The 21,143-nt window shown below is 42.1% G+C and carries 22 protein-coding genes; 18 read left to right on the top strand and 4 right to left on the bottom strand.

What is annotated here, in order from left to right; translation table 11 throughout:
* Positions 1–10: 10 nt before the first annotated feature.
* The 9 genes from atpB to CLV32_RS13145 all read left to right on the top strand — a co-directional run bounded on the left by atpB (position 11) and on the right by CLV32_RS13145 (position 7,732).
* Entirely contained in the window at positions 11–1,168 is a 1,158-nt protein-coding gene (gene atpB / locus CLV32_RS13105) for a F0F1 ATP synthase subunit A (protein WP_133556224.1), read from the top strand.
* A gap of 40 nt (positions 1,169–1,208) precedes the next feature.
* Positions 1,209–1,424, top strand: coding sequence for an ATP synthase F0 subunit C (atpE, locus tag CLV32_RS13110; protein ID WP_113947677.1), 216 nt, complete (start codon positions 1,209–1,211; stop codon positions 1,422–1,424).
* Between the two features lie 88 nt (positions 1,425–1,512).
* Positions 1,513–2,007 carry a F0F1 ATP synthase subunit B gene (locus CLV32_RS13115; RefSeq protein ID WP_133556226.1) on the top strand — a complete coding sequence of 165 codons (495 nt, stop codon included), beginning with the start codon at positions 1,513–1,515 and terminating at the stop codon, positions 2,005–2,007.
* A gap of 25 nt (positions 2,008–2,032) precedes the next feature.
* Positions 2,033–2,581, top strand: a complete 549-nt coding sequence (gene atpH / locus CLV32_RS13120) for an ATP synthase F1 subunit delta (RefSeq protein ID WP_133556228.1) — start codon at positions 2,033–2,035, stop codon at positions 2,579–2,581.
* 48 nt (positions 2,582–2,629) lie between these two features.
* Positions 2,630–4,204 (top strand): F0F1 ATP synthase subunit alpha, encoded by a 1,575-nt coding sequence (atpA, locus tag CLV32_RS13125; RefSeq protein WP_133556230.1) that lies wholly within the window; start codon positions 2,630–2,632, stop codon positions 4,202–4,204.
* A gap of 27 nt (positions 4,205–4,231) precedes the next feature.
* Entirely contained in the window at positions 4,232–5,110 is an 879-nt protein-coding gene (atpG, locus tag CLV32_RS13130; protein WP_133556232.1) for an ATP synthase F1 subunit gamma, read from the top strand.
* A gap of 597 nt (positions 5,111–5,707) precedes the next feature.
* Complete coding sequence (locus CLV32_RS13135) at positions 5,708–6,481, top strand: 5'-nucleotidase, lipoprotein e(P4) family (protein ID WP_133556234.1); 774 nt, start codon at positions 5,708–5,710, stop codon at positions 6,479–6,481.
* Positions 6,482–6,540: 59 nt separating this feature from the next.
* Positions 6,541–6,756 carry a hypothetical protein gene (locus tag CLV32_RS13140; RefSeq protein WP_133556237.1) on the top strand — a complete coding sequence of 72 codons (216 nt, stop codon included), beginning with the start codon at positions 6,541–6,543 and terminating at the stop codon, positions 6,754–6,756.
* 127 nt (positions 6,757–6,883) lie between these two features.
* Positions 6,884–7,732, top strand: a complete 849-nt coding sequence (locus CLV32_RS13145) for a DUF4349 domain-containing protein (RefSeq protein ID WP_243732311.1) — start codon at positions 6,884–6,886, stop codon at positions 7,730–7,732.
* A gap of 1 nt (position 7,733) precedes the next feature.
* On the opposite strand, the gene ruvC is transcribed toward CLV32_RS13145, so the two are convergent.
* Positions 7,734–8,297 carry a crossover junction endodeoxyribonuclease RuvC gene (ruvC, locus tag CLV32_RS13150; RefSeq protein ID WP_133556239.1) on the bottom strand — a complete coding sequence of 188 codons (564 nt, stop codon included), beginning with the start codon at positions 8,295–8,297 and terminating at the stop codon, positions 7,734–7,736.
* A gap of 43 nt (positions 8,298–8,340) precedes the next feature.
* On the opposite strand from ruvC, the gene CLV32_RS13155 reads away from it, so the two are divergent.
* The 7 genes from CLV32_RS13155 (at position 8,341) to CLV32_RS13185 (ending at position 15,300) form a co-directional block, all read left to right on the top strand.
* Positions 8,341–9,318: a hypothetical protein gene (locus CLV32_RS13155; protein ID WP_243732312.1), complete on the top strand. Its 978-nt coding sequence runs from the start codon at positions 8,341–8,343 to the stop codon at positions 9,316–9,318.
* Complete coding sequence (locus CLV32_RS13160; RefSeq protein WP_133556243.1) at positions 9,296–10,432, top strand: glycosyltransferase family 2 protein; 1,137 nt, start codon at positions 9,296–9,298, stop codon at positions 10,430–10,432. Before CLV32_RS13155 ends, CLV32_RS13160 begins: the two co-directional genes overlap by 23 nt.
* A complete protein-coding gene (locus CLV32_RS13165) occupies positions 10,432–11,580 on the top strand; it encodes an ABC transporter permease (protein ID WP_133556245.1) in 1,149 nt (382 codons plus the stop codon). Before CLV32_RS13160 ends, CLV32_RS13165 begins: the two co-directional genes overlap by 1 nt.
* Before the next feature lie 48 nt (positions 11,581–11,628).
* Entirely contained in the window at positions 11,629–12,240 is a 612-nt protein-coding gene (locus CLV32_RS13170; protein WP_133556248.1) for a ribonuclease HII, read from the top strand.
* A 128-nt stretch (positions 12,241–12,368) separates the two neighbouring features.
* Complete coding sequence (locus CLV32_RS13175; RefSeq protein WP_243732313.1) at positions 12,369–13,460, top strand: glycosyltransferase family 4 protein; 1,092 nt, start codon at positions 12,369–12,371, stop codon at positions 13,458–13,460.
* 36 nt (positions 13,461–13,496) lie between these two features.
* Positions 13,497–14,576 carry a glycine cleavage system aminomethyltransferase GcvT gene (gene gcvT, locus CLV32_RS13180; protein ID WP_133556252.1) on the top strand — a complete coding sequence of 360 codons (1,080 nt, stop codon included), beginning with the start codon at positions 13,497–13,499 and terminating at the stop codon, positions 14,574–14,576.
* A 10-nt stretch (positions 14,577–14,586) separates the two neighbouring features.
* Positions 14,587–15,300: a 2-phosphosulfolactate phosphatase gene (locus tag CLV32_RS13185; RefSeq protein ID WP_133556254.1), complete on the top strand. Its 714-nt coding sequence runs from the start codon at positions 14,587–14,589 to the stop codon at positions 15,298–15,300.
* Here CLV32_RS13185 and CLV32_RS13190 read toward each other — a convergent pair.
* Positions 15,293–16,090 (bottom strand): patatin-like phospholipase family protein, encoded by a 798-nt coding sequence (locus CLV32_RS13190; protein WP_133556256.1) that lies wholly within the window; start codon positions 16,088–16,090, stop codon positions 15,293–15,295. The two genes, CLV32_RS13185 and CLV32_RS13190, sit on opposite strands and share 8 nt — an antisense overlap.
* Positions 16,091–16,095: 5 nt before the next feature.
* Positions 16,096–17,124, bottom strand: a complete 1,029-nt coding sequence (gldB, locus tag CLV32_RS13195) for a gliding motility lipoprotein GldB (protein WP_133556258.1) — start codon at positions 17,122–17,124, stop codon at positions 16,096–16,098.
* Positions 17,125–17,176: 52 nt separating this feature from the next.
* Here gldB and CLV32_RS13200 point away from each other — a divergent pair, with 52 nt between their 5' ends.
* Entirely contained in the window at positions 17,177–17,842 is a 666-nt protein-coding gene (locus tag CLV32_RS13200) for a porin family protein (RefSeq protein ID WP_133556260.1), read from the top strand.
* A 26-nt stretch (positions 17,843–17,868) separates the two neighbouring features.
* Positions 17,869–19,509, top strand: a complete 1,641-nt coding sequence (locus CLV32_RS13205) for an NAD+ synthase (RefSeq protein ID WP_133556262.1) — start codon at positions 17,869–17,871, stop codon at positions 19,507–19,509.
* On the opposite strand, the gene lnt is transcribed toward CLV32_RS13205, so the two are convergent.
* Positions 19,506–21,140, bottom strand: coding sequence for an apolipoprotein N-acyltransferase (gene lnt, locus CLV32_RS13210; RefSeq protein ID WP_133556264.1), 1,635 nt, complete (start codon positions 21,138–21,140; stop codon positions 19,506–19,508). The two genes, CLV32_RS13205 and lnt, sit on opposite strands and share 4 nt — an antisense overlap.
* Positions 21,141–21,143: the final 3 nt, after the last annotated feature.

A 21,143-nucleotide genomic window follows, 5' to 3' on the forward strand; every position in this document is an offset into this window, starting at 1 on the left:
CTGCGAGTAAATGGATTGTAGCCACGTTTTTGTTTCTAAAGTAAATAGGTTAATTGTTGCTTTTACGCTTTTTTTAGCGTTTTTCTGTGTTGTTCCTGCTGTAAATGCACAAACAGACACGGTTGCTGTAACCGCTGAACAACATGCCGAAGCGGCCGTGGAAAGTCACGCTGCCGGAGAAGGACATGAAGAAGAGAAATTTGACCCGACCAAGGTGATTATGGAGCACGTTTCCGATTCACATGTGTTTCATATCTGGGGTCATCTGTCTATGCCACTTCCCGTGATTTTGTATACCCCTCAGGGTATTGAATTCTTCTCTTCGGGTCATTTTCATCATGGCGAAGAAGATTACAAAGGTAAATACTATACATATCGCTTGGTGCAGCCAGGTATGCAGGCATTCTCTCAGGATTTCTTCAACAGAAAGATCAAGGTAGTAGGTGCAGATGGTAAAGTTGATGATGCCCTTACTGCTGGTGTGCTTGACTTCAGTATCACTAAAAACGTAGCATCGTTATTCCTTACTGTGTTTTTACTGATCGTTATTTTTACATCGGTAGCAGCAGCATATAGAACACGTGTTGGTAAATCTCCGAAAGGCTTGCAGTCTTTCCTGGAGCCGATCATCATTTTCGTGAGAGATGATATCGCCCGTCCTAATATTGGCCATGACTATGCTAAGTTTATGCCTTATTTGTTAACGGTATTCTTTTTTATTCTGATCAACAATTTGCTTGGTTTGATTCCAATCTTCCCGGGGTCATCTAACGTAACAGGAAATATCGCTGTAACCTTTGTATTGTCGCTCATCACTATGGTGATCATCAATATCAATGGTAACAAGTATTACTGGAAACATATTTTTGCGCCTGATGTACCAAAATGGATGTATATCATCATGATCCCTGTGGAGCTGATCGGTATTGTTTCTAAGCCTTTCGCTTTGATGATCCGTTTGTTTGCAAACATCACTGCGGGTCACATCATTGTATTGAGCTTAATCTCTCTGATCTTCATCTTTAAATCTGTTTCCATTGCACCGGTATCGGTTGCCTTTGTGATCTTTATGGATGTGTTGGAATTGCTGGTTGCGTTCTTACAGGCATTTATCTTTACCTTGCTGAGCTCACTGTTCATAGGAATGGCCATTGAGGAGCATCATTAATAATAAACTATAGATTCATTAAATATAAATTAAATTAGTTATGGTAGGTTCAATCGCGGCAATAGGTGCCGGTTTAGCAGTAATTGGTGCCGGTATCGGTATCGGACAAGTAGGTGGTAAAGCAATGGAAGGTATTGCTCGTCAACCAGAAGCTGCTTCTAAAATTCAAACAGCAATGATCATCGCTGCTGCCCTTATCGAGGGTGCTGCTTTGTTCGGTGTGGTAGTAGCGTTCTTAGGAAACAATCCTGCGTAAGCACCACCAAAAAATTAGGCTGGAAAATTAACGATTGGTTATTTTCCAGCCTTAATTCAAAGAAATTAGACTTTAAAAATAAAATAAAATGGAGTTAGTTACCCCAAGTATAGGATTGGTTTTCTGGACATTAATCGCATTTTTGTTCTTGCTGCTGTTATTGAAGAAGTTTGCATGGAAACCAATTATGACTGCCATTCACGACCGTGAGCAGTTTATTGACGAAGCCCTGAACAAAGCTGAGCTTGCCAAAAAAGAAATGGCGCGTTTAACTGCTCAGAACGAAGATTTAATGAAACAGGCGAGAGCTGAGCGGGATTCAATCCTGAAGGAAGCCAAAACCTTAAAAGATTCAATCATTAATGAGGCAAAAACTACAGCACATACTGAAGGAGCCAAATTAATTGAGAAAGCGAGAATAGAAATCGAGAACCAGAAGAAAGCAGCTTTGGCTGAATTGAAAAACCAGGTTTCTACCTTGTCTATTGATATTGCAGAACGTGTTTTGCGTAACCAGTTACAGGACAAAGCTAAACAAGAAGAATTAGTTGCCGGCCTATTAAAGGATGTTGAATTAAACTAATCGCTGTTAGCCTAATTAAAATAAAATGTCAGAAAATAAAGCAGCTTCAAGGTACGCGAAATCATTAATCGATCTGTCTACAGAGCAGAATGCACTGCAGGATATGTATCAGGATATGGTGCTGATCGAGCAGGTAATTGGTGGCAATTCAGAACTGGAAGCAATTCTAAATAATCCAATTATCCCTCTGGATAAGAAAGCAGGAATACTGGACAATATTTTTGGAACTAAGGTTCACAACATTACCCGTACATTCTTTAAACTGGTAGTGAGCAAAGGACGTTCAGCTATTTTGTTTGCTGCCTCCAAAGCATTTATAGAACAATATAATTTCATCAAAGGTATCGTTACTGCCGAAGTTACTTCAGCGATAGCACTGACAGATGAGAACAGAGCAGAAATCATTGCACTGGTAAAAAAAGAGAATGGTGCCAATGAAGTGTTGATCAAAGAGAAAGTTGATCAGAAACTGATTGGTGGTTTTATTTTAAAGGTTGGAGACAAACAGTTTGATGCAAGTATCTCCAGCAGTTTAAAAAAGTTAAAGAAAGAATTTGCACAAGGCGTAGCATAATTCGAAGTTATATAGATTACTGATTACAAAAGAAATAAGATAAAAATTATGGTAGAGGTAAGACCAGACGAAGTATCGGCAATTATCAGGCAACAATTGTCGGGCTTTAAATCAGAAGCTGAACTGGAAGAAGTTGGTACCGTGTTACAAGTGGGTGATGGTATTGCTCGTGTATATGGTTTAACTAAAGTACAGTCAGGTGAATTAGTTGAGTTTGACAACGGTTTGCAGGGTATTGTATTGAACCTTGAAGAAGATAACGTGGGTGTGGTACTTTTGGGTCCATCTAACAATATCAAAGAAGGTGATACGATTAAACGTACTAAAAAAATTGCCTCTATTAAAGTTGGTGAAGGTATGTTGGGTCGTGTGGTAAACACACTTGGCGAGCCTATCGACGGTAAAGGACCAATCCTTGGCCAGACCTATGAAATGCCTATTGAGCGTAAAGCTCCAGGTGTAATTTATCGTCAGCCGGTAAATGAGCCTTTACAAACAGGTATCAAAGCTATCGATGCGATGATTCCAATCGGACGTGGTCAGCGTGAGCTTGTAATTGGCGATCGTCAGACTGGTAAAAGTGCCGTTTGTATTGATACTATTATCAACCAAAAAGAATTCTATGAAGCAGGTAACCCTGTTTTATGTATATATGTTGCTTGTGGACAAAAAGCAAGTACAGTAGCAAACGTTGTTCGTACTTTAGAAGAGAACGGTGCAATGGCTTACACTGTAGTTGTTGCTGCTTCTGCTGCTGATCCGGCTCCACTTCAATTCTATGCTCCATTCTCTGGTGCTGCAATTGGTGAGTTCTTCCGTGATACAGGTCGCCCGGCATTAATCGTTTATGATGATTTGTCTAAACAAGCTGTAGCGTACCGTGAGGTTTCCCTGTTATTACGTCGTCCACCGGGCCGTGAGGCTTATCCTGGTGACGTGTTTTATCTGCACAGTCGTTTATTAGAGCGTGCGGCTAAAATTAACGCGAATGACGAGATCGCTCAGGCGATGAACGATTTGCCAGAGTCGTTAAAAGGTATCGTAAAAGGTGGTGGTTCATTAACTGCACTTCCGATTATCGAAACTCAGGCTGGTGACGTATCTGCTTACATCCCGACCAACGTAATTTCGATTACTGACGGTCAGATCTTCCTGGAGTCTAACTTGTTTAACGCAGGTGTTCGTCCGGCGATCAACGTAGGTATTTCGGTATCACGTGTAGGTGGTAATGCGCAGATCAAATCAATGAAAAAAGTTGCAGGTACCTTGAAACTGGATCAGGCACAATATCGTGAGCTAGAGGCTTTCTCTAAATTCGGTTCTGACCTGGATGCAGCAACAAAATCTGTATTAGATAAAGGTTCACGTAACGTAGAGATCCTTAAGCAAGGACAGTTCTCTCCTATGACTGTAGAGAAACAAGTTGCGATCATCTATATCGGTACTAAAAACCTGATGCGTTCAGTTCCCGTAAACAGAGTACGTGAATTTGAAGCAGAATACTTACAACAACTGGAAATGCGTCACCCGGAAACTTTAGCTGCTTTAAAAGCAGGTAAATTGGATGATGAGATTACAGGTGTATTAGAAACAGTTGCGAAAGAGATTGCTGGTAAATACTAATTTCCTTCAAACTCCACAAAAAGTAAAATGGCAAATTTAAAAGAAGTAAGAATTCGTATATCATCGGTACAGTCTACCCAGCAGATCACCAAAGCCATGAAAATGGTTTCGGCAGCAAAGCTGAAGCGTGCTACCAATGCAATTGTACAATTACGTCCGTATGCTACCAAGCTTAAAGATATTTTAGCTAATCTTTCAGCAAGCCTGGAAGGATCATCATCTCCTTTTATTCAGGAGCGTGAGCCTAATAAGGTATTGATTGTAGTGGTATCATCAAACCGTGGTTTGGCAGGAGCCTTCAACATGAACGTGATCAAGGCAACGAATAACCTGATCGCTGAAAAGTACAGTACGCAATACCAAAATGGCAATGTGCATATTGTAGCTATCGGTAAGAAATCTCAGGAGTTTTACGAGAAACGTAATTATAACGTAGTAGGAAATAACAACGAAGTTTATAATGCGTTGACTTTCGAAAACGTAACTAAAATTACCGATGCCATCATGGATGGTTTCGTTAAGGGTGAGTACGATAAAGTAGAACTGATCTATAACCATTTTAAAAATGCTGCAGTTCAGATTGTAACTACGGAACAATTACTTCCTGTTGCTAAAACAGAAAAGGAAACTGTTAAAACATCAAATACAGACTATATCCTGGAGCCTTCACAAGAGGAGATCGTGGAACAATTAATTCCTAAATCGATCAAGATCCAGTTATATAAAGCCGTGCTTGATTCACACGCTTCAGAACACGGAGCACGTATGACCTCAATGGATAAAGCCACAGAGAATGCAGGTGAGTTATTGAAAGCATTAAAGTTATCTTACAACCAGGCGCGTCAGGCTGCAATTACTACGGAATTAACCGAGATTGTGAGTGGAGCTGCCGCACTGAACGGATAATTTGGCACATAAATCTAAGAGAGCTCCTGTTCATTGCGAACAGGAGCTTTTTTTGTTGTATAAAATAACATTTTTTAGGTTTGGTATGTTACGATATGCCTGAGCGTTTATTTTAAAGCGTGTTGAAGCACGATACGCATTGGAATTGAGACGGAAAAGGCTGGCATTTTATCCTATAAAAAATTAGGATTTACTGTTAAGTAACAACCTTAAAATATTGTGTGTTCCCAGCCCCGGCCGGCTTCGAAGTGGTAAAGTAAGTGTGCCAAAAAAGAGCCGAAAAAGAGTTGCACTGACCCTACAGGAATTAGCCAATTGATGCCCTTCGGATAGCCTACCTGATTCGTACCTTGTTCGATTAAAATCGAAAAAATGAGGTTATAGGATTGCTTCAGAAATTACACGTATCTGCTGATAGCTTGATGGCTGATGGTTGCCCTGATTCCTCGTCCTTAATGTTAATAGCTGACAATTAAAAGTACCTAATAAATTTAGGTTAAGCTACCTAGTATATTTGAATAGCTGCTCTGCAACGTTTTTTAAACATTTGTACCTTTGCCGAAGGTTTTCCGTTAATTTGAAGGATAATTACACAATATGAAACATTTTATTTCAGGCATACTCTTAATGCTTAGCTCTGCCACGCTGGTGGCACAAACCAACTCGGGCGCCCGCGATTACACCACGGCGGTATTATGGCAGCAGCGATCAGGTGAGTACCGCGCGCTTGCTTTTCAGGCGTATAACTTCGCAAGACTTTCCTTAGCAATTAAAATGCAATACGTACCGCAGGATAAAAAGAATTGTGTGGTTGTCGATGTTGATGAGACTGTGCTCGATAATTCTCCTTACCAGGGCTACGAACTTAAAAGAGACATGAGTTATAATCAGGCTGACTGGGTGAAGTGGACGAGCAAGGGAGTGGCGGATACCGTACCCGGAGCATTGGGGTTTCTGAAATATGCCGCAACACAGCAGGTGGAAACTTTTTATATCACCAACAGGGGAGATGAGGAGTATGAAGGAACTCTGAGCAACCTCAAAAATCTCGGTTTTCCATATGCGGATCGTGATCACCTGATCCTAAAAAGCAGTACATCCGACAAGGAGCCAAGAAGGCAGAAAGTTTCTGAGAAATACAATATCCTGCTGCTTTGCGGCGATAACCTGAGCGATTTTTCTAATGTGTTTTACCGTGAAGGGAAGAACACCATGGAGCAGGTAAATAAAGCCCAGCAACAGTTTGGAACGCACTATATTGTGCTCCCGAATCCGATGTATGGCGACTGGGAAAAGCAGTTTTATCCGGAGGGAAAGCTCAGCGAACAGGAAAAATCGGTATTAAGGGCAAAAGGACTAAAAAGTTATTAAGGATTATCACCTTTTATAGCGAATAAATATTATTTTTGTGCTGTAAATTTAAAAACAACATGGATCAAAAACCAACTCACAATACACAAAGCATGCAAAATGCTAATGAGACAGGGATATATAAATTATTGGTTGTCGGTATCGTCGTAAGTATACTGGGTGTTTATCTGCGCTTTGCATTTGACTCGATTACTTTATCTATCGTTTCATGGGTTATCCTGTTTATCGGTGCATTTCTTTGCTGTAAAGCTGTATTCAAGATCTTAGGAGCTTAATCCTTTACCGCATTTCTCATATATCCCCACAGCCTAATGGTTAGTGGGGATTTTTTTTGCCTATTACTTTCATAAGGTTACCTTATCGCCAATCTTGTATTAAGGGGAAACCCTAATATCAACCACTATGAAAAAGTTATTGTTATGTGCATTTGCCGCAGTCAGCATCATTGCCTGTAATTCGAATAAAGAATCAAAAATGGATAGCGCAGATGTTAGCGCTAATGAAATTGCCGTTACCTCAGCTGATACAGCAGCATCAAAAATTGTAAAAACTGCCGACATGCGCTTTCGCGTGAAGGATGTTCAATCCACTAAAGAAAAGCTTAGTGCTGCCATACGTGCTGAAGGTGGAACGTTGATGGAATTTAACGTGGAAAGTGTAGTGCGCAGGGAAGAAAAAGTTAAATATTCTGCAGATTCTTTACTTCAGCTGACATCTTACACTCGCGAAGGAACAGTAGTCGCCCAGGTTCCTTCTGCACAACTGGATGAGTTTACTGATAAGGTAGTAAAGCTTGCTGCATTCGTTGACAGGCAGTCCTTGAAGCTCGATGACCAGAGTTTGCAATATCTATCTAATAACCTCAAGAATCAAAATAAAGCAGCGGCAGTAGGGCAGATGAATGCAAACGCAGCAAAAAAGAGTAAGGACATTGCGACTACGCAGGATATCAAAGATGCTGCTGTAGACAGCCGTATTCATAACATGTACATCGATAAGGCTGTAAAATACAGTACCATTACTTTAAGCTTTTATCAGGATAATACCGTGAGCAGGTCTGTTGTTGAAAATGACGAACTGTCTGACTTCCGCCCGGCTTTCTGGAGCCGCATGACGTTGAACATCGCAAATGGCTGGAGCATCTTTATGGAATTTATATTGCTGCTTGCTAATTTGTGGGTATGGATTTTACTGGGTATTGCCGGTTATTTCCTGTACAGACAGTTAACCAAAAAGGCATTACAGAAGTAAGCTATTTCAGTCGCTTCTGATTGTCTTTGGCAAAAGCTTCCCAACCAGAATATGATTTCCCGGAAGCTGAACTGCTAACACGTTGGAAAGAATGACATACGGCTACGGCGAGTCCGTCGGTAGCATCCAGGAATTCCGGAGTTTCCTTAAAAGCGAGCAGGCGTTGCAGCATTGCTGCCACCTGCTCCTTTCCAGCGTTTCCATTTCCGGTTATTGATTGTTTGATCTTCCGAGGTGCATACTCTGTCACAGGTATGTTTCTGGATAGTGCCGCAGCCATAGCTACACCCTGCGCTCTGCCCAACTTGAGCATCACTTGGATGTTTTTGCCATAAAAAGGAGCTTCCAAGGCTAACACATCTGGCTTATATTGATCAATAAGTCCGACAGTTTTTTCAAAAATACGTTGTAGCTTCAGGAAATGGTCGTCCAGATGCTCCATTCTAACAACCCCCATGCTGATCAGTTCAATTTTACTTCCCCGTTCCAGGATCAATCCGTACCCCATTACTGCTGTACCCGGATCGATACCCATAATCACCCTTTCCTTTTTTTCAACCAACATAGAACAATATTAAGCATATTTGCACAGAGTAAAAGCAAAAAAATTGACACCTAAGTTTAAAAGCGCATGCTCGGCCATCATCAAAATAGCGGTCGTGTTATTTGCCTTCTATTTCATTTATATTAAGCTTACAGCTAATCAGGATATTAAGGGGTTTCTGGCGTTAATCAGGACTATACCCCGATTGGAAATTGTGGTTATTCTGACTACAGTGTCTATAATGATGTTTGTAAACTGGGGATTGGAGGCCCTCAAGTGGCAGCGCCTGATCAGGGATGTAGAGTGCTTAAGTTTATGGCGTGCCATTGAATCTGTTTTCTGCGGCCTTACCTGGGCAGTTTTTACACCTAACAGGCTTGGCGAATATGGCGGCCGGGTGTTCTTCTTGTCGCCAAAGCGACGTGTTATCGGAGTAGTGGCGATGGCTGTGGGCAATATCGGCCAACTTGTGCTAACCAATGTATTTGGTGCCGTTGCTATCTGCATTTTCATCTATAGGTTCAAGCACCTGGACTTCCTCTTCTTTCTTGTACTTTGTATTGTAGCCCTTGCATTCTGCCTGTTCCTGTTGATTTTCTATTTTAATATCAGGTGGCTCAACGGGCTATTGTTGTCCATGCGTTTTACACGTAAATACAAGAAGTTTTATACTGTGCTCGGCAGGTATCGCAAAGCTGAGCTATTCAGGATCCTTTGTTTTTGTCTGGCAAGGTATATGGTGTTCAGTACTCAGTATTTCATTATGTTTTACTGGCTGATTCCAGACCTGCATTACGCCGATATCATTATGATGGTCTGCATCCTTTTCTTTATCCAGTCTGCCCTGCCTTCGCTGGATCTCTTTGATATCGGAATCAGGAGCATGACTGCACTGTTCTTCTTTAATTTTGTCACACACCAAAATGCGTCAGTTGTTGCCTGCACGGCGAGTATCTGGCTTATTAATATTATTATTCCTGCTATATTAGGATCTTATTTCGTTTTTAAACTTAACTTTTTTGGAAATATTAAGCGTAGCTAGCTATAGCGCACTATTTTTAACATTGCTCTATGCAATAGTTGTCTGCTCTTTTATTCGTGGATGGCATAGGCTGGTCCCTTTCAAGTATACTAATACACAGTCACAGATCCCTGTATCGGTGATTGTAGCTGCCCGGAATGAAGCAGAACGTATTTCTGCAACGATAGAAGATCTCCTGGCACAGGATTATGATTCCAGTTTGCTGGAGATTATTTTTATCGACGACCATTCTACAGACAACACTGGCGCGATTATTAATTCTTATGCAGACAGAGGCGTAAAGCTGATTACCCTGAATGAGCAAAAAGCACTCAATTCTTATAAAAAGAAAGCGATACAAACTGCAATAGGACAGGCAAAAGGTAAACTCATTATTACAACCGATGCCGATTGTAGCATGGGCAGAAACTGGTTAAAAACTATTGTTGCGTATTACCAGGCGGGCGATTATAAAATGATATCTTCTCCGGTAGCCTATACCGGCGAACGTACGCTATTTGAGCGTGGTCAGTCTTTGGAGTTCCTTTACCTCATTGGTTTAGGGGCCTCTACCATCGGCAACCAAAACCCTTCAACCTGTAATGGTGCTAACCTTACTTATGAGCGGGATGCCTTTTATGAAGTTGGTGGTTTCAAAGGGATAGACGATCTGGCTTCAGGTGATGATGAGTTGCTGCTGCATAAGATGGCGGCGAGATATCCGGGGAAGATCGGGTTCCTGAAAAATAGAGACGCCATAGTATATACTCAGGCGAAGCCTACCTTGCGTGACTTTATTCAACAGCGTAAGCGTTGGGCATCAAAAAGTACACGCTATAAGAATAAATCGATCATTGTTCTGGGGGCACTCATCTGGCTTTTCAATGTGAGCATTGTGCTTAATCTGATCATGGGGATTTTTAATCCTGTGCTATTGGGAACAGCAGGCCTGCAATTGATCGTAAAGCTTGCTGTAGAATTTATTTTCCTGATTGGCGTTACCCGCTTTGCTAAAAGGAGCGAATTGCTTTGGCTTGTTCCATTACTGAGCATTGTGCATATCATTTATATTATATTTATAGCAATTGCCGGAAACTCTGGCAAATACAGCTGGAAAGGAAGAATGGTTAAATAATGGCGACAGATAATAGTCCCTCAAAGAAAATCTGGATCAAGTTCCGAAGGAACAAGTTTGCCCTGGGCGGACTGATTTTTATTGCACTCCTGATGTTGATGGGCATTTTAGGTTACCTGATCATTCCCGATGATACGCCGATGGCGAATACCATGCACCTGCAGCTTAGTAATAAAAAGCCGGGAAGATCTTTTGAATTTCTTGTTGTGAGTAGGAATACGGCAGTTAAAAAGGTTAATTTCTTTGATAAAATGCTTTATGGGCAGGAAGCCGATATAAAAAGCATTCCCATTACCTCCTATCGTTTTGATGGAGATAAAGTAATCGTAAAGCCTTACATCGGCGATGATGAGCTTGCAGAAGAACAGCTTTTTAGTATCACAGCACTTTGTAAAACATGTGCTATTGGTGAAAATGGTAATGTAAATAACAACGAGTTCCGTGAGAACTATATCTACCGGCAGAAATTTTTGCTTGGAACGGATATTTACGGGCGTGATCTGTTCAGCCGACTTGTGCTTGGTATCCGGGTGTCTCTTTCGGTAGGATTAATGGCCGTGTTAATTTCTTTATTTATTGGTATTACCCTGGGCGCCATGGCTGGCTTTTATGGTGGGCGGGTTGATGCAGTTATCAGCTGGTTCATAAATGTGATCTGGTCTTTGCCTTCACTGTTGCTCGTTATTGCAATCTCCTTTGCTTTAGGTAAGGGCTTCTGGCAGATCTTTATCGCCGTAGGTTTATCTACCTGGGTAGATGTTGCCAGGCTCGTGCGCGGGCAGGTAATGGCGCTTAAAGAAGTAGAGTTTGTGGAAGCTGCTCGGGCACTTGGCTATTCTACTACACGCACGATAGCCAGACATATTCTACCGAATATCGCGGGACCAATACTGGTGGTTGCCTCTGCAAATTTCGCTTCTGCCATCTTGCTCGAGACGGGCTTGAGTTTTCTGGGTTTCGGCGCACAGCCGCCAATGCCAAGCTGGGGTACGATGATTAAGGAGCATTATGGATATATCATCATGGATGCCGCCTACCTGGCCATGCTCCCAGGATTGGCAATTATGCTTACTGTATATGCCTTCAATCTGCTGGCGATTGGCTTGCGCGATGCCTTCGATGTGAAATCACAAAACGTGACGGTATAAAATTAAATTCTTATCGTTCATTCATCCGCCATTGTTTAAATTTGTGCCATGTTATTGAACTGTTTTCAGGAAGAGTTGATTGAGGCTGGCTGCGACGAAGCGGGTAGAGGTTGCCTGGCGGGGCCTGTATTTGCCGCCGCCGTAATTCTGCCAAAGAAATTCAGTTCTTCAGAGTTAACAGATTCCAAAAAACTTACACATAAGCAACGGGTAGGCCTTCGCGCTGTTATTGAAGAGGAGGCGATTTGCTGGGCGGTAGGCGTTGTTGATAACCTGGAGATCGACCAGATCAATATCCTCAATGCCTCTTTCCTTGCTATGCACCGCGCGATAGACCAGTTACAGGTAATTCCACAATATCTGGTGATTGATGGAAACAGATTCAAAGCTTACGCTGATGTGCCGCACAGTTGTATCATTAAGGGTGACGGTAAATACCTTAACATTGCCGCAGCGTCCATTCTTGCGAAAACACATCGTGATGCTTATATGGAGCAGATTGGACTTGAATATCCTCAATATGAGTGGCATCAGAATAAGGGATATCCTACAATTTCACATAGAACTACCTCACTCGAGCTGGGCTTAACCCCATACCATCGTAAAACTTTTGCAATTACGCACCCTCAGGCCAGCCTTTTTGAAAATTTCGAACTATAATTCGTATTTTCACAGTATTGAGAACCTTATTTTTGACATATCGGGTGCCTTTTCCTCCGAAAAGCGGTTATCCTATCGTTGTATATAATACAATAAGGGGATTACTCGGTCTGGGGGCTGAGATAACTTTGTTCAGTATCAACACAGCTAAAGATTGGGTTGATATAGAAGATATTTACGACCCAGTTTTTGATAGCATTCAGTTTTATTCACATGAGCTTGACACAGGTGTAAATGTTTGGGGCGCCTTGTTCAATATCTTTTCCAATCAATCTTATAACGTTTCTCGGTACTTTGATGAAGATGCCGGTAAACTTCTGGAGAACCTGCTCCGGGAAAATGAATTTGACATCATCCAGTTTGAGGGTCTTTTTGTTGTGCCATACCTGGATATTGTTAAGGCAAACAGTAAGGCCAAATTGATTTATAGGGCACATAATATAGTTTTTGATGTGTGGGAGCGACTAGCAAATACAGAGATGTTTACACCGCGTCGTCGGTACCTGCAATTCCTGGCCCGGCGCCTGAAAGCCTACGAAACGGAACAAATTAACCGTTTCCACCAGGTATTTGCCATCAGCGAGCCCGACAGGCATAGCATCCTCCGTTTTGGCTGTGAAACAGCCCTGGATGTATTTCCCGTTGCGCTCGATTTTAAAAACTATGTGGCTGATCCTACCAAGGTGAGTTTTCCTACACTGTTTCATCTTGGGGCAATGGATTGGCGTCCAAATAAAGAGGGACTTGAATGGTTTCTTGATGAGGTATGGCCGGATATTGAGAAGCTAACCGGCGAACTTAGGTTCTATATCGCCGGAAAAAATATGCCAAGACACTTTTTTGACTATGACTCCGAGAATCTGGTTGTGGAAGGAGAGGTATTGGATGCCATGGAATTTATGAATTCTAAAGCCATTATGATTGTGCCGATCCTTTCTGGAAGCGGTATGCGTGTTAAGATACTTGAGGGCATGGCGATGGGCAAATGCATTATTGCCACAACGATGGCTGCTGAAGGAATTGAGTGCGAACATGGTAAAGATATCCTGATCGCGGATACGCCGGATGAATTTTACAGATCCATTTTGCAGTGCATTACGCACCCCACTAAATGGAAAGAAATCGGAAGCAATGCACGAAAGTCCGTTGAAAAAAACTACGATATTTCATTTATCGCAGAAAGAATGTTTAAGGTCTATAATGAATTACTGAATGCCTAAAAATTGTGTACTTTTGCCACCAATTTAAAGAACAGTATGAAGAACACCGCCTTAACCGACAAACACATTTCATTAGGTGCCAAGATGGTACCATTTGCAGGATACAACATGCCTGTTCAATACGAAGGTATCAACGCAGAACATGCAGCAGTTAGAAATGCCGTTGGGGTGTTCGATGTTTCCCATATGGGTGAATTTATCCTGAAGGGTGAAAATGCTTTAAACCTGATCCAACGGGTAACGAGCAATGATGCAGCTAAGTTATATGATGGTAAGGTACAGTATTCATGTCTGCCCAATGAAGATGGTGGAATCGTAGATGACCTACTGGTTTATAAAATTGACGAAAAAACATATATGCTGGTGGTAAATGCCTCCAACATCGATAAAGATTGGAACTGGATTCAGAAATATAATACGGAGTCGGTAGAAATGCACAACATTTCTGACAAAACATCTTTACTTGCCATCCAGGGTCCTAAAGCTGCTGAGGCACTGCAAAGTCTTACTGATATTGATTTGGCGTCAATGGAATACTACACGTTCAAAAAAGGAACTTTTGCCGGCGTAGACAACGTAGTGGTTTCTGCTACGGGTTATACAGGTGCGGGCGGTTTTGAGATTTATTTTGACAATGACCATGCTGATCAAATCTGGGACGCAATTTTTGAAGCAGGGAAAGCATTAAATATAAAACCTATAGGTTTGGGTGCCAGAGATACCTTAAGACTGGAAATGGGTTTCTGCTTATATGGAAATGATATTGATGATACGACTTCACCAATTGAAGCCGGATTGGGATGGATCACCAAATTCAGTAAGACTTTTACCAACAGCGAAGCCTTATTGGCGCAGAAAGAAGCTGGCATTGTAAATAAGCTAATCGGTTTTGAAATGATTGACCGTGGTATTGCACGTCATGATTATGAAATTGTTGATGCTGATGGGAATGTAATCGGAAGAGTAACTTCTGGTACACAAAGCCCTACTTTACAGAAAGCAATCGGGATGGGTTATGTGACGAAAGCCTTTGCTAAAGAAGGTTCAGAGATCTTTATCTTAATTCGTAACCAAAAGATCAAAGCTAAAGTTGTTAAGTTTCCTTTTACTAAATAGGTAAAGGAAAATGAAAAGAAAGATTGAAGTATGCTTAAGTCCGGCATTGCTGGAAACCTATGCGATAGAAAATAGTATTGTTGTTGTAATTGATATCCTGAGGGCAACCTCGTCGATGGTTTACGGCATAGATAACGGCGCCACAGCGATTATTCCTGTTGCACAAGTAGAAGAGTGCCTGAACTATAAGGATCATGGTTTTCTGCTTGCAGCAGAAAGAAATGGTGAAGTGGTAGCAGGATATGATTTTGGCAATTCACCCTTTTCTTATACTAAGGAAAAAGTGGGCGGTAAAACTGTAGTCCTTACAACTACTAACGGTACGAAAGCATTACATATGGCACGTGCACGTGCTGCTGAAGTTGTGATTGGTTCGTTCCTGAATCTTGAGGCGCTGAGCACCTGGTTAAAATCAGAAAATAGAGATGTTTTGCTGTTATGTGCCGGATGGAAAGATCAGGTGAACCTGGAAGATACACTCTTTGCCGGAGCGGTAGTTCAGATGGTTCGTACTGCTTTTACTGAGTTTGATGACTCTTCAGTGCTCGCAGAAGACCTGTATCAGCTTGCTCAGCATGATCTGCGTGCTTATATGCAGAAATCATCACACAGCCATCGGCTGGCAGCATTGAACATTGAAGAGGATGTTAAATTCTGTCTCCAGTTAAATATCTGTGAGGCTATTCCAGTACTTCGGGGAGATGCACTTGTAGCACTTAAATAGGCTTGCTTATTGCCTTTTTGCCTGGCAGCAACGCCTTCAGCTTTTCGTTGTTCTTTATGGCTTTTAATGTTTCCTCGTAGGCCAGCCAATAAATGGTTTCTGCCTTTTTCATATCAAATGTGCTGATCCCACCCATACCTTTGGGTTCGATCAGTACATCACATAATGATGATTTCTGTTCCATGTCTTTATTGATCGACATGATGCCTGCACGGCCCATCAGGGTGGTGATGTTTGTAATTTGATCTACGGATTTTAAGTGATTGCAGGACGAGCCGATAATAAAATCACAATTTCCTATCAGCGGCTCCACGGGAAAATTATTGAGGATGCCGCCATCAACATACATCTGGTTATCAATCATAATTGGTCTGAAAATTCCAGGAATACAGCTTGATGCCTGTATGGTTCTGATGAGCGGACCTTTGGTGAAATATACCAGCCTGCCCTCGCTAAAGTTTGTCGCAGCTATCGTTAAAGGTATCTTCAGACTTTCAAATGTGTCTTCAGGAAAATAGTCCTTCAATAATTCTGAGGTATGTTCAATATTGATCAGGCCCAGTCCGCCGATAGAAGGCCTGACAAATCGCAGTAACTTCGTTTTCATGAAGATATTAAGACCTTCTTCAGGATCAATACCTGCGGCATAAAATGCGCCGGCAATAGAACCGGCACTGGTGCCACTGATATGGCTGAATTTAATGCCGGCATTGATGAATGCTTTGAGTACCCCCAAATGGGCAATACCCCTGATTCCGCCACCGGACAATACGATACCAATTTTCTTCATAATTTTTATTTTGGTCTGTACCCTGATGCACGTAATATTTTCTCTGCATCATGATCCTGCATCAGCTCCTGCAGTGTTACTTTGGGATTCTCCTGCATGTATTTGCGTACAATCTGCCAGCCTACCCAAACGCCAAGTTTAGGTGCTGACTGGTTTTTCTCTCCCAATCCGGGCGTGAAGGGTCCCTCGCTAAGGTATACCTGAATCTTCTGATAGTCGGTACTGAAGAGTAACTCATTTTCCATAAAGTAGGCCCAGATTTTATCTTCATAAGCCTGGCACCAACCCAATTGTTTGGTGGTGTACCCTATTTTTATAGTGTCAGGAACATTTTCTGCAAGCACCTGATCCATAAAATATAAGGCTTTTCCATTATGGATCATTTTTGCCAGTAAGGTATTGTCTTCATCGCGTTCAGGAAACATGTCCTCGCGGATGAAGGTCTCTGTTAACCGGGGCACCACATAGTCTGGTGTAAACCTGCGCGACAAATACATTGGTACATTTTTTACTATAGCCTTGTAAAAGCGACTGTCTTTACCAAGAAACATATCCATGCCGATGCCCATATAATTATCTCCAATAGGGGTCTGCACTTCAAAACCAGATATAAAGGAAATGAATCGGGGAACCTTGATTTTTGGGTAGTAGTATTTGATGTATTTAAAAGTTTGATTTAAATCGTTCTCAATGGGAACAAAGCTTTTGAAAACGCTGTCTGCATCATGGTTAAGATCTGTATACGCCTGATCATTGTATAACAAGGACAAGATCTGTGGTCCGCTAAATCTACCATTACCTACAATTCGTTGCGTGTAATCGGCATAGAAGTTTGTGTATTTTTTGCTGAGCTCCTGGTCGGCCTTCTCCAGGCCTTCACCGCGTAATGAAAGCAGATCCCGATCAAAGCGCTGTATTTTGATATCGACATTAATTCCGCTAACATCGGGTCGCTGGCCCTGTTTACAGGAAAAAAAAGCCCCTATACATAGAAAAAATAGATAGATTTGGAGATGTTTAACGTTATACCTCATGTAAAGCAAATATAATGAATCGGGCGTCAAACCTGTAAAATACAAACGCATCATGAAAAAATTATTTATCGTACTCCTCTTCACATTGTTAAGCAGTTCCCTTTTTGCACAACAGACACCTTTCTATAATTTCAGACTGGGCTTAACGGCACACCCTACTTTTGGTTGGCTGAAACCGGAAAACGGTAAGGGCGATGGTCTCAGCCTGGGATTCTCTTATGGTCTGATCGGTGATTTTGACTTTGCCGAAAATTATAGTTTTTCTACGGGGTTAACCATTACGACCATCAATGGTAAAAGCACTGAAATAAATCCCGCGCCTTACCATGCTGCAGGTAATACTAATATTTTGGCCTATAACTTAAAATACAAACTTCAATATATCGAGGTGCCGTTAACGCTGAAACTGAAAACCGGAAAGGTGGGAGAGCAACGGTATTACGGGCAATTTGGTCTGTCAAATGACTTTAACATTGGTGCAAAGCAAGATGTAAGCCTGGGTGGGCAAACTATAGCGGATAATGCTGATATCAAGAAAATCACCAATTTTTACCGTGCCGGACTAATTCTTGGTGGTGGTACGGAATTTAATATAGATAACCATACGAGTCTTACACTAGGCTTAACCTATAACAATGGTTTTACCGATATTAGCAGTGACAAAAATAGAACGGTTAGGAGTCATTATGTTGGCTTAAACTTTGGTGTATTCTTTTAATACCGCTTACAGAAAAAATTACGCAGATGAAAATTGCACTGGCGCAACTCAATTACCACATAGGGAATTTCGAATCCAATACCAAAAAGATCATAGATCATATTCATAAAGCAAAAGCCGAAGGGGCAGAGCTCGTGGTATTTGCAGAATTGGCTATCTGCGGCTATCCGCCGCGCGACTTTTTAGAATTTGAGGAGTTTATCGAGCTTTGTGAAGCGGCGGCGCAGGAAGTTGCACTGCATACGCAAGGTATAGCCTGTATTTTTGGACTCCCTGTAAAAAACGAGCTTCCTGCTGGAAAAGACCTATATAATGCTGCGTACTTCATAGAAGATGGATCTGTAAAAGCTGTGGTAAAAAAGGCACTGTTGCCTAACTATGATGTATTTGATGAGTATCGTTATTTCGAGCCTGCAATGAACTTTGAATGCATTGAATTCAAGGGCAAAAAAATTGCGTTAACGATATGTGAAGATTTATGGAATATAAACAATAATCCGCTATATATCCATAATCCAATGGATGAATTGATTAAGCAGGAGCCAGACCTGATGATTAATATTGCCGCATCTCCATTTTCTTATCTGCACGATGATGAGCGTGTAGAAATTTTATCAAAAAACGCGAGTCAGTATCATCTTCCGCTGTTATATGTAAACCAGGTAGGTGCGCAAACTGAGATTATCTTTGACGGTGGCTCTATGGCCTTTAACAAGGACGGAATCCTAATCGATGAGATGGCTTATTTCAAAGAAGATTTTAAGATTTATACATTCGAACAGAACGAATTGAAAGGGCTGCAGCCAATCACCCATCAGGTTATTCCTGATATTGCGCAGATCCATGATGCCCTGATCCTGGGGATTCAGGATTATTTTAGGAAGTCAGGATTCCAAAAAGCAGTATTGGGCTTGTCAGGGGGAATTGACTCTGCTATCGTCTGTGCGTTGGCGTGCCGGGCCCTGGGTCCTGAAAACGTGATGGCAGTATTGATGCCTTCGAAATATTCGAGCGACCACTCCATTAAAGATGCGCTGGATCTGGTTGAAAATATCGGCTGCAAACATGAGATCATCAGGATTGGAGAAGCGGCAGATGCGTTCGATAACATGCTTGCTCCAGTATTTGAAGGGCTTGCAGCTAATCTTACGGAGGAGAATATCCAGGCCCGTTGCCGCGGAATTCTGCTTATGGCTATGTCCAATAAATTTGGGTATATTTTACTTAATACGTCAAACAAAAGTGAGTGTGCTGTAGGTTATGGGACATTGTATGGTGATATGTGTGGTGCAATCGGCGTAATTGGAGATGTGTACAAAACCCAGATTTTCCAGCTGGCAAGGTTCATCAATAAAGATGCAGCAGTAATCCCTGAAAATACGATTGTTAAGCCACCTTCAGCCGAGTTAAGACCCGATCAGAAAGATTCTGATTCTCTGCCAGACTACGATACGCTGGATCAGGTCTTGATGCATTATATCGAACAAAAGAAAAGTTCCAGAGCGATCATCGCCATGGGTTTTGAAGAAACACTGGTTAAAAGAGTAATTAAGCTGGTTAACAATGCTGAATTTAAGCGTTACCAGACACCACCAATTTTACGTGTTTCTCCAAAAGCTTTCGGTATGGGGAGAAGGATGCCAATTGTAGGCAAATACCTTGCTTAAATAGTCTGCGGTTTTTCTTTCTTGATCCACCTTTTGTAGGGGATGATTAGGGCTAGTACTATTGCGATCAGGCTAAGTAACCAGGGAATGATATCTCCATTTTTCACATAAAAAGTGAGCTCATCATTCAGGTTGATATCAGCTTTCAACGCGGTACGCGTCCACCATTTACTTTCTTTGGTAATATCGCCGCGTTGGTTGATAAAGCCTGAGATTCCGGTATTGGCAGAGCGGACTACCCATCTCCGTGTTTCTATTGCCCTAAGCTTGGCATAGAGGATGTGCTGATCTTTGCCGGATGTATTTCCCCACCAGCCATCATTGGTGATAATAGCGACAAACTGGGCACCATCTTTTACCGAACGCCTTACCCAGTCGCCCCAGATAGATTCGTAACAAATCACGGGATCCACCCCCACGCCACTCTGTGCATAAAATACTGTAGGATCTTCCTGCCAGCCCCAACCGCCGGTGCTGCCACCTAGTTGATCAAATACCGGTGCCAGAAAGGCCAGTGTTTCGGGAAAAGGCATTTTCTCTACACCCGGGACCAATTTCGATTTATGATAGAAGGGTACGTTGGCAGAATTCTCTACCTGCATCGCTGCGTTGAAATTGTCGTACCAGATGCCAGATGCAGGATCCTGCTTGGCACTGATGGTCTTTTTCTCGTTGTATTTGCGGATGCTCTCGATCCCCGTTAACACAGCGCCGTTTTTATATTTTGAAATGAATTGCTGAACGGCAATAAATTCTGGAGTACTGCGTACTTTGTCTTCGTCTGTAAAGGTAGGTAGTGCAGTTTCTGGCCAGATAAAATATTCGGTGTTGACTTGCGCTACCGAATCTGATAGATGTGTTAAGATGTCCAGTTGCTCGCGTGAACTTTGACTGCCATATTTTTGATAAGGATCAATGTTTGGCTGAACCGTAACGACATTTAGGGGGACTGATTTTTCTTTATAGGTATTATATCGGATCAGGGAATAAGCTGCCGGGATAATGATTAGGGCAATCCAGATTATTGCTGGCCTTAATCGGGAATAATCTTTCTGCGTTTTAAAGGCTACCCAGGCTTCATAAGCAAGAATATTACTCAGGAGAATCCATACAGAGCCACCGTAAACTCCAGTGTATTCATACCACTGGGCAAGCTGGTGCATCCCTGCCAGGCCATTACCAAGGTTCATCCAGGGAAATGCCAGATCCCAGCTTTGATGCAGGAATTCCATGCTGATCCAGAAACTGATCAGTCCGGCATAAGCTATGACTTTACTGGTATACAGGCTCAACCGGTAATATAGCCAGAAGGCAAAGGTCATTAATAAGGCCCCCAGTCCATAGGGGATCAGGCTGATCAGTAATGAAACTATAGGGGAGTTATAAGAACTGATTGCGTTGTAAACCCAGTAAATACATGCGGTATTCCATACCAGAAAAGTAAGGCCCGCCGTTAGAAATATTCTTTTACCTCGTTTCGGAGCAATAGTCTTCCTTACTTCAGCTAATGCAATAAACAAGGGAACAAGACCTACCAGCAATAAGGGAGTAGTGTAAGGGATCGGGGGCCAGGCCAGCCACAGTGCGAAAGCACTGAGGAATGCGAGGCCATACGTTTGTTTTTTTGTCATGCC

It is taken from the genome of Pedobacter duraquae (assembly GCF_004362245.1).
Lineage (GTDB): Bacteria > Bacteroidota > Bacteroidia > Sphingobacteriales > Sphingobacteriaceae > Pedobacter > Pedobacter duraquae.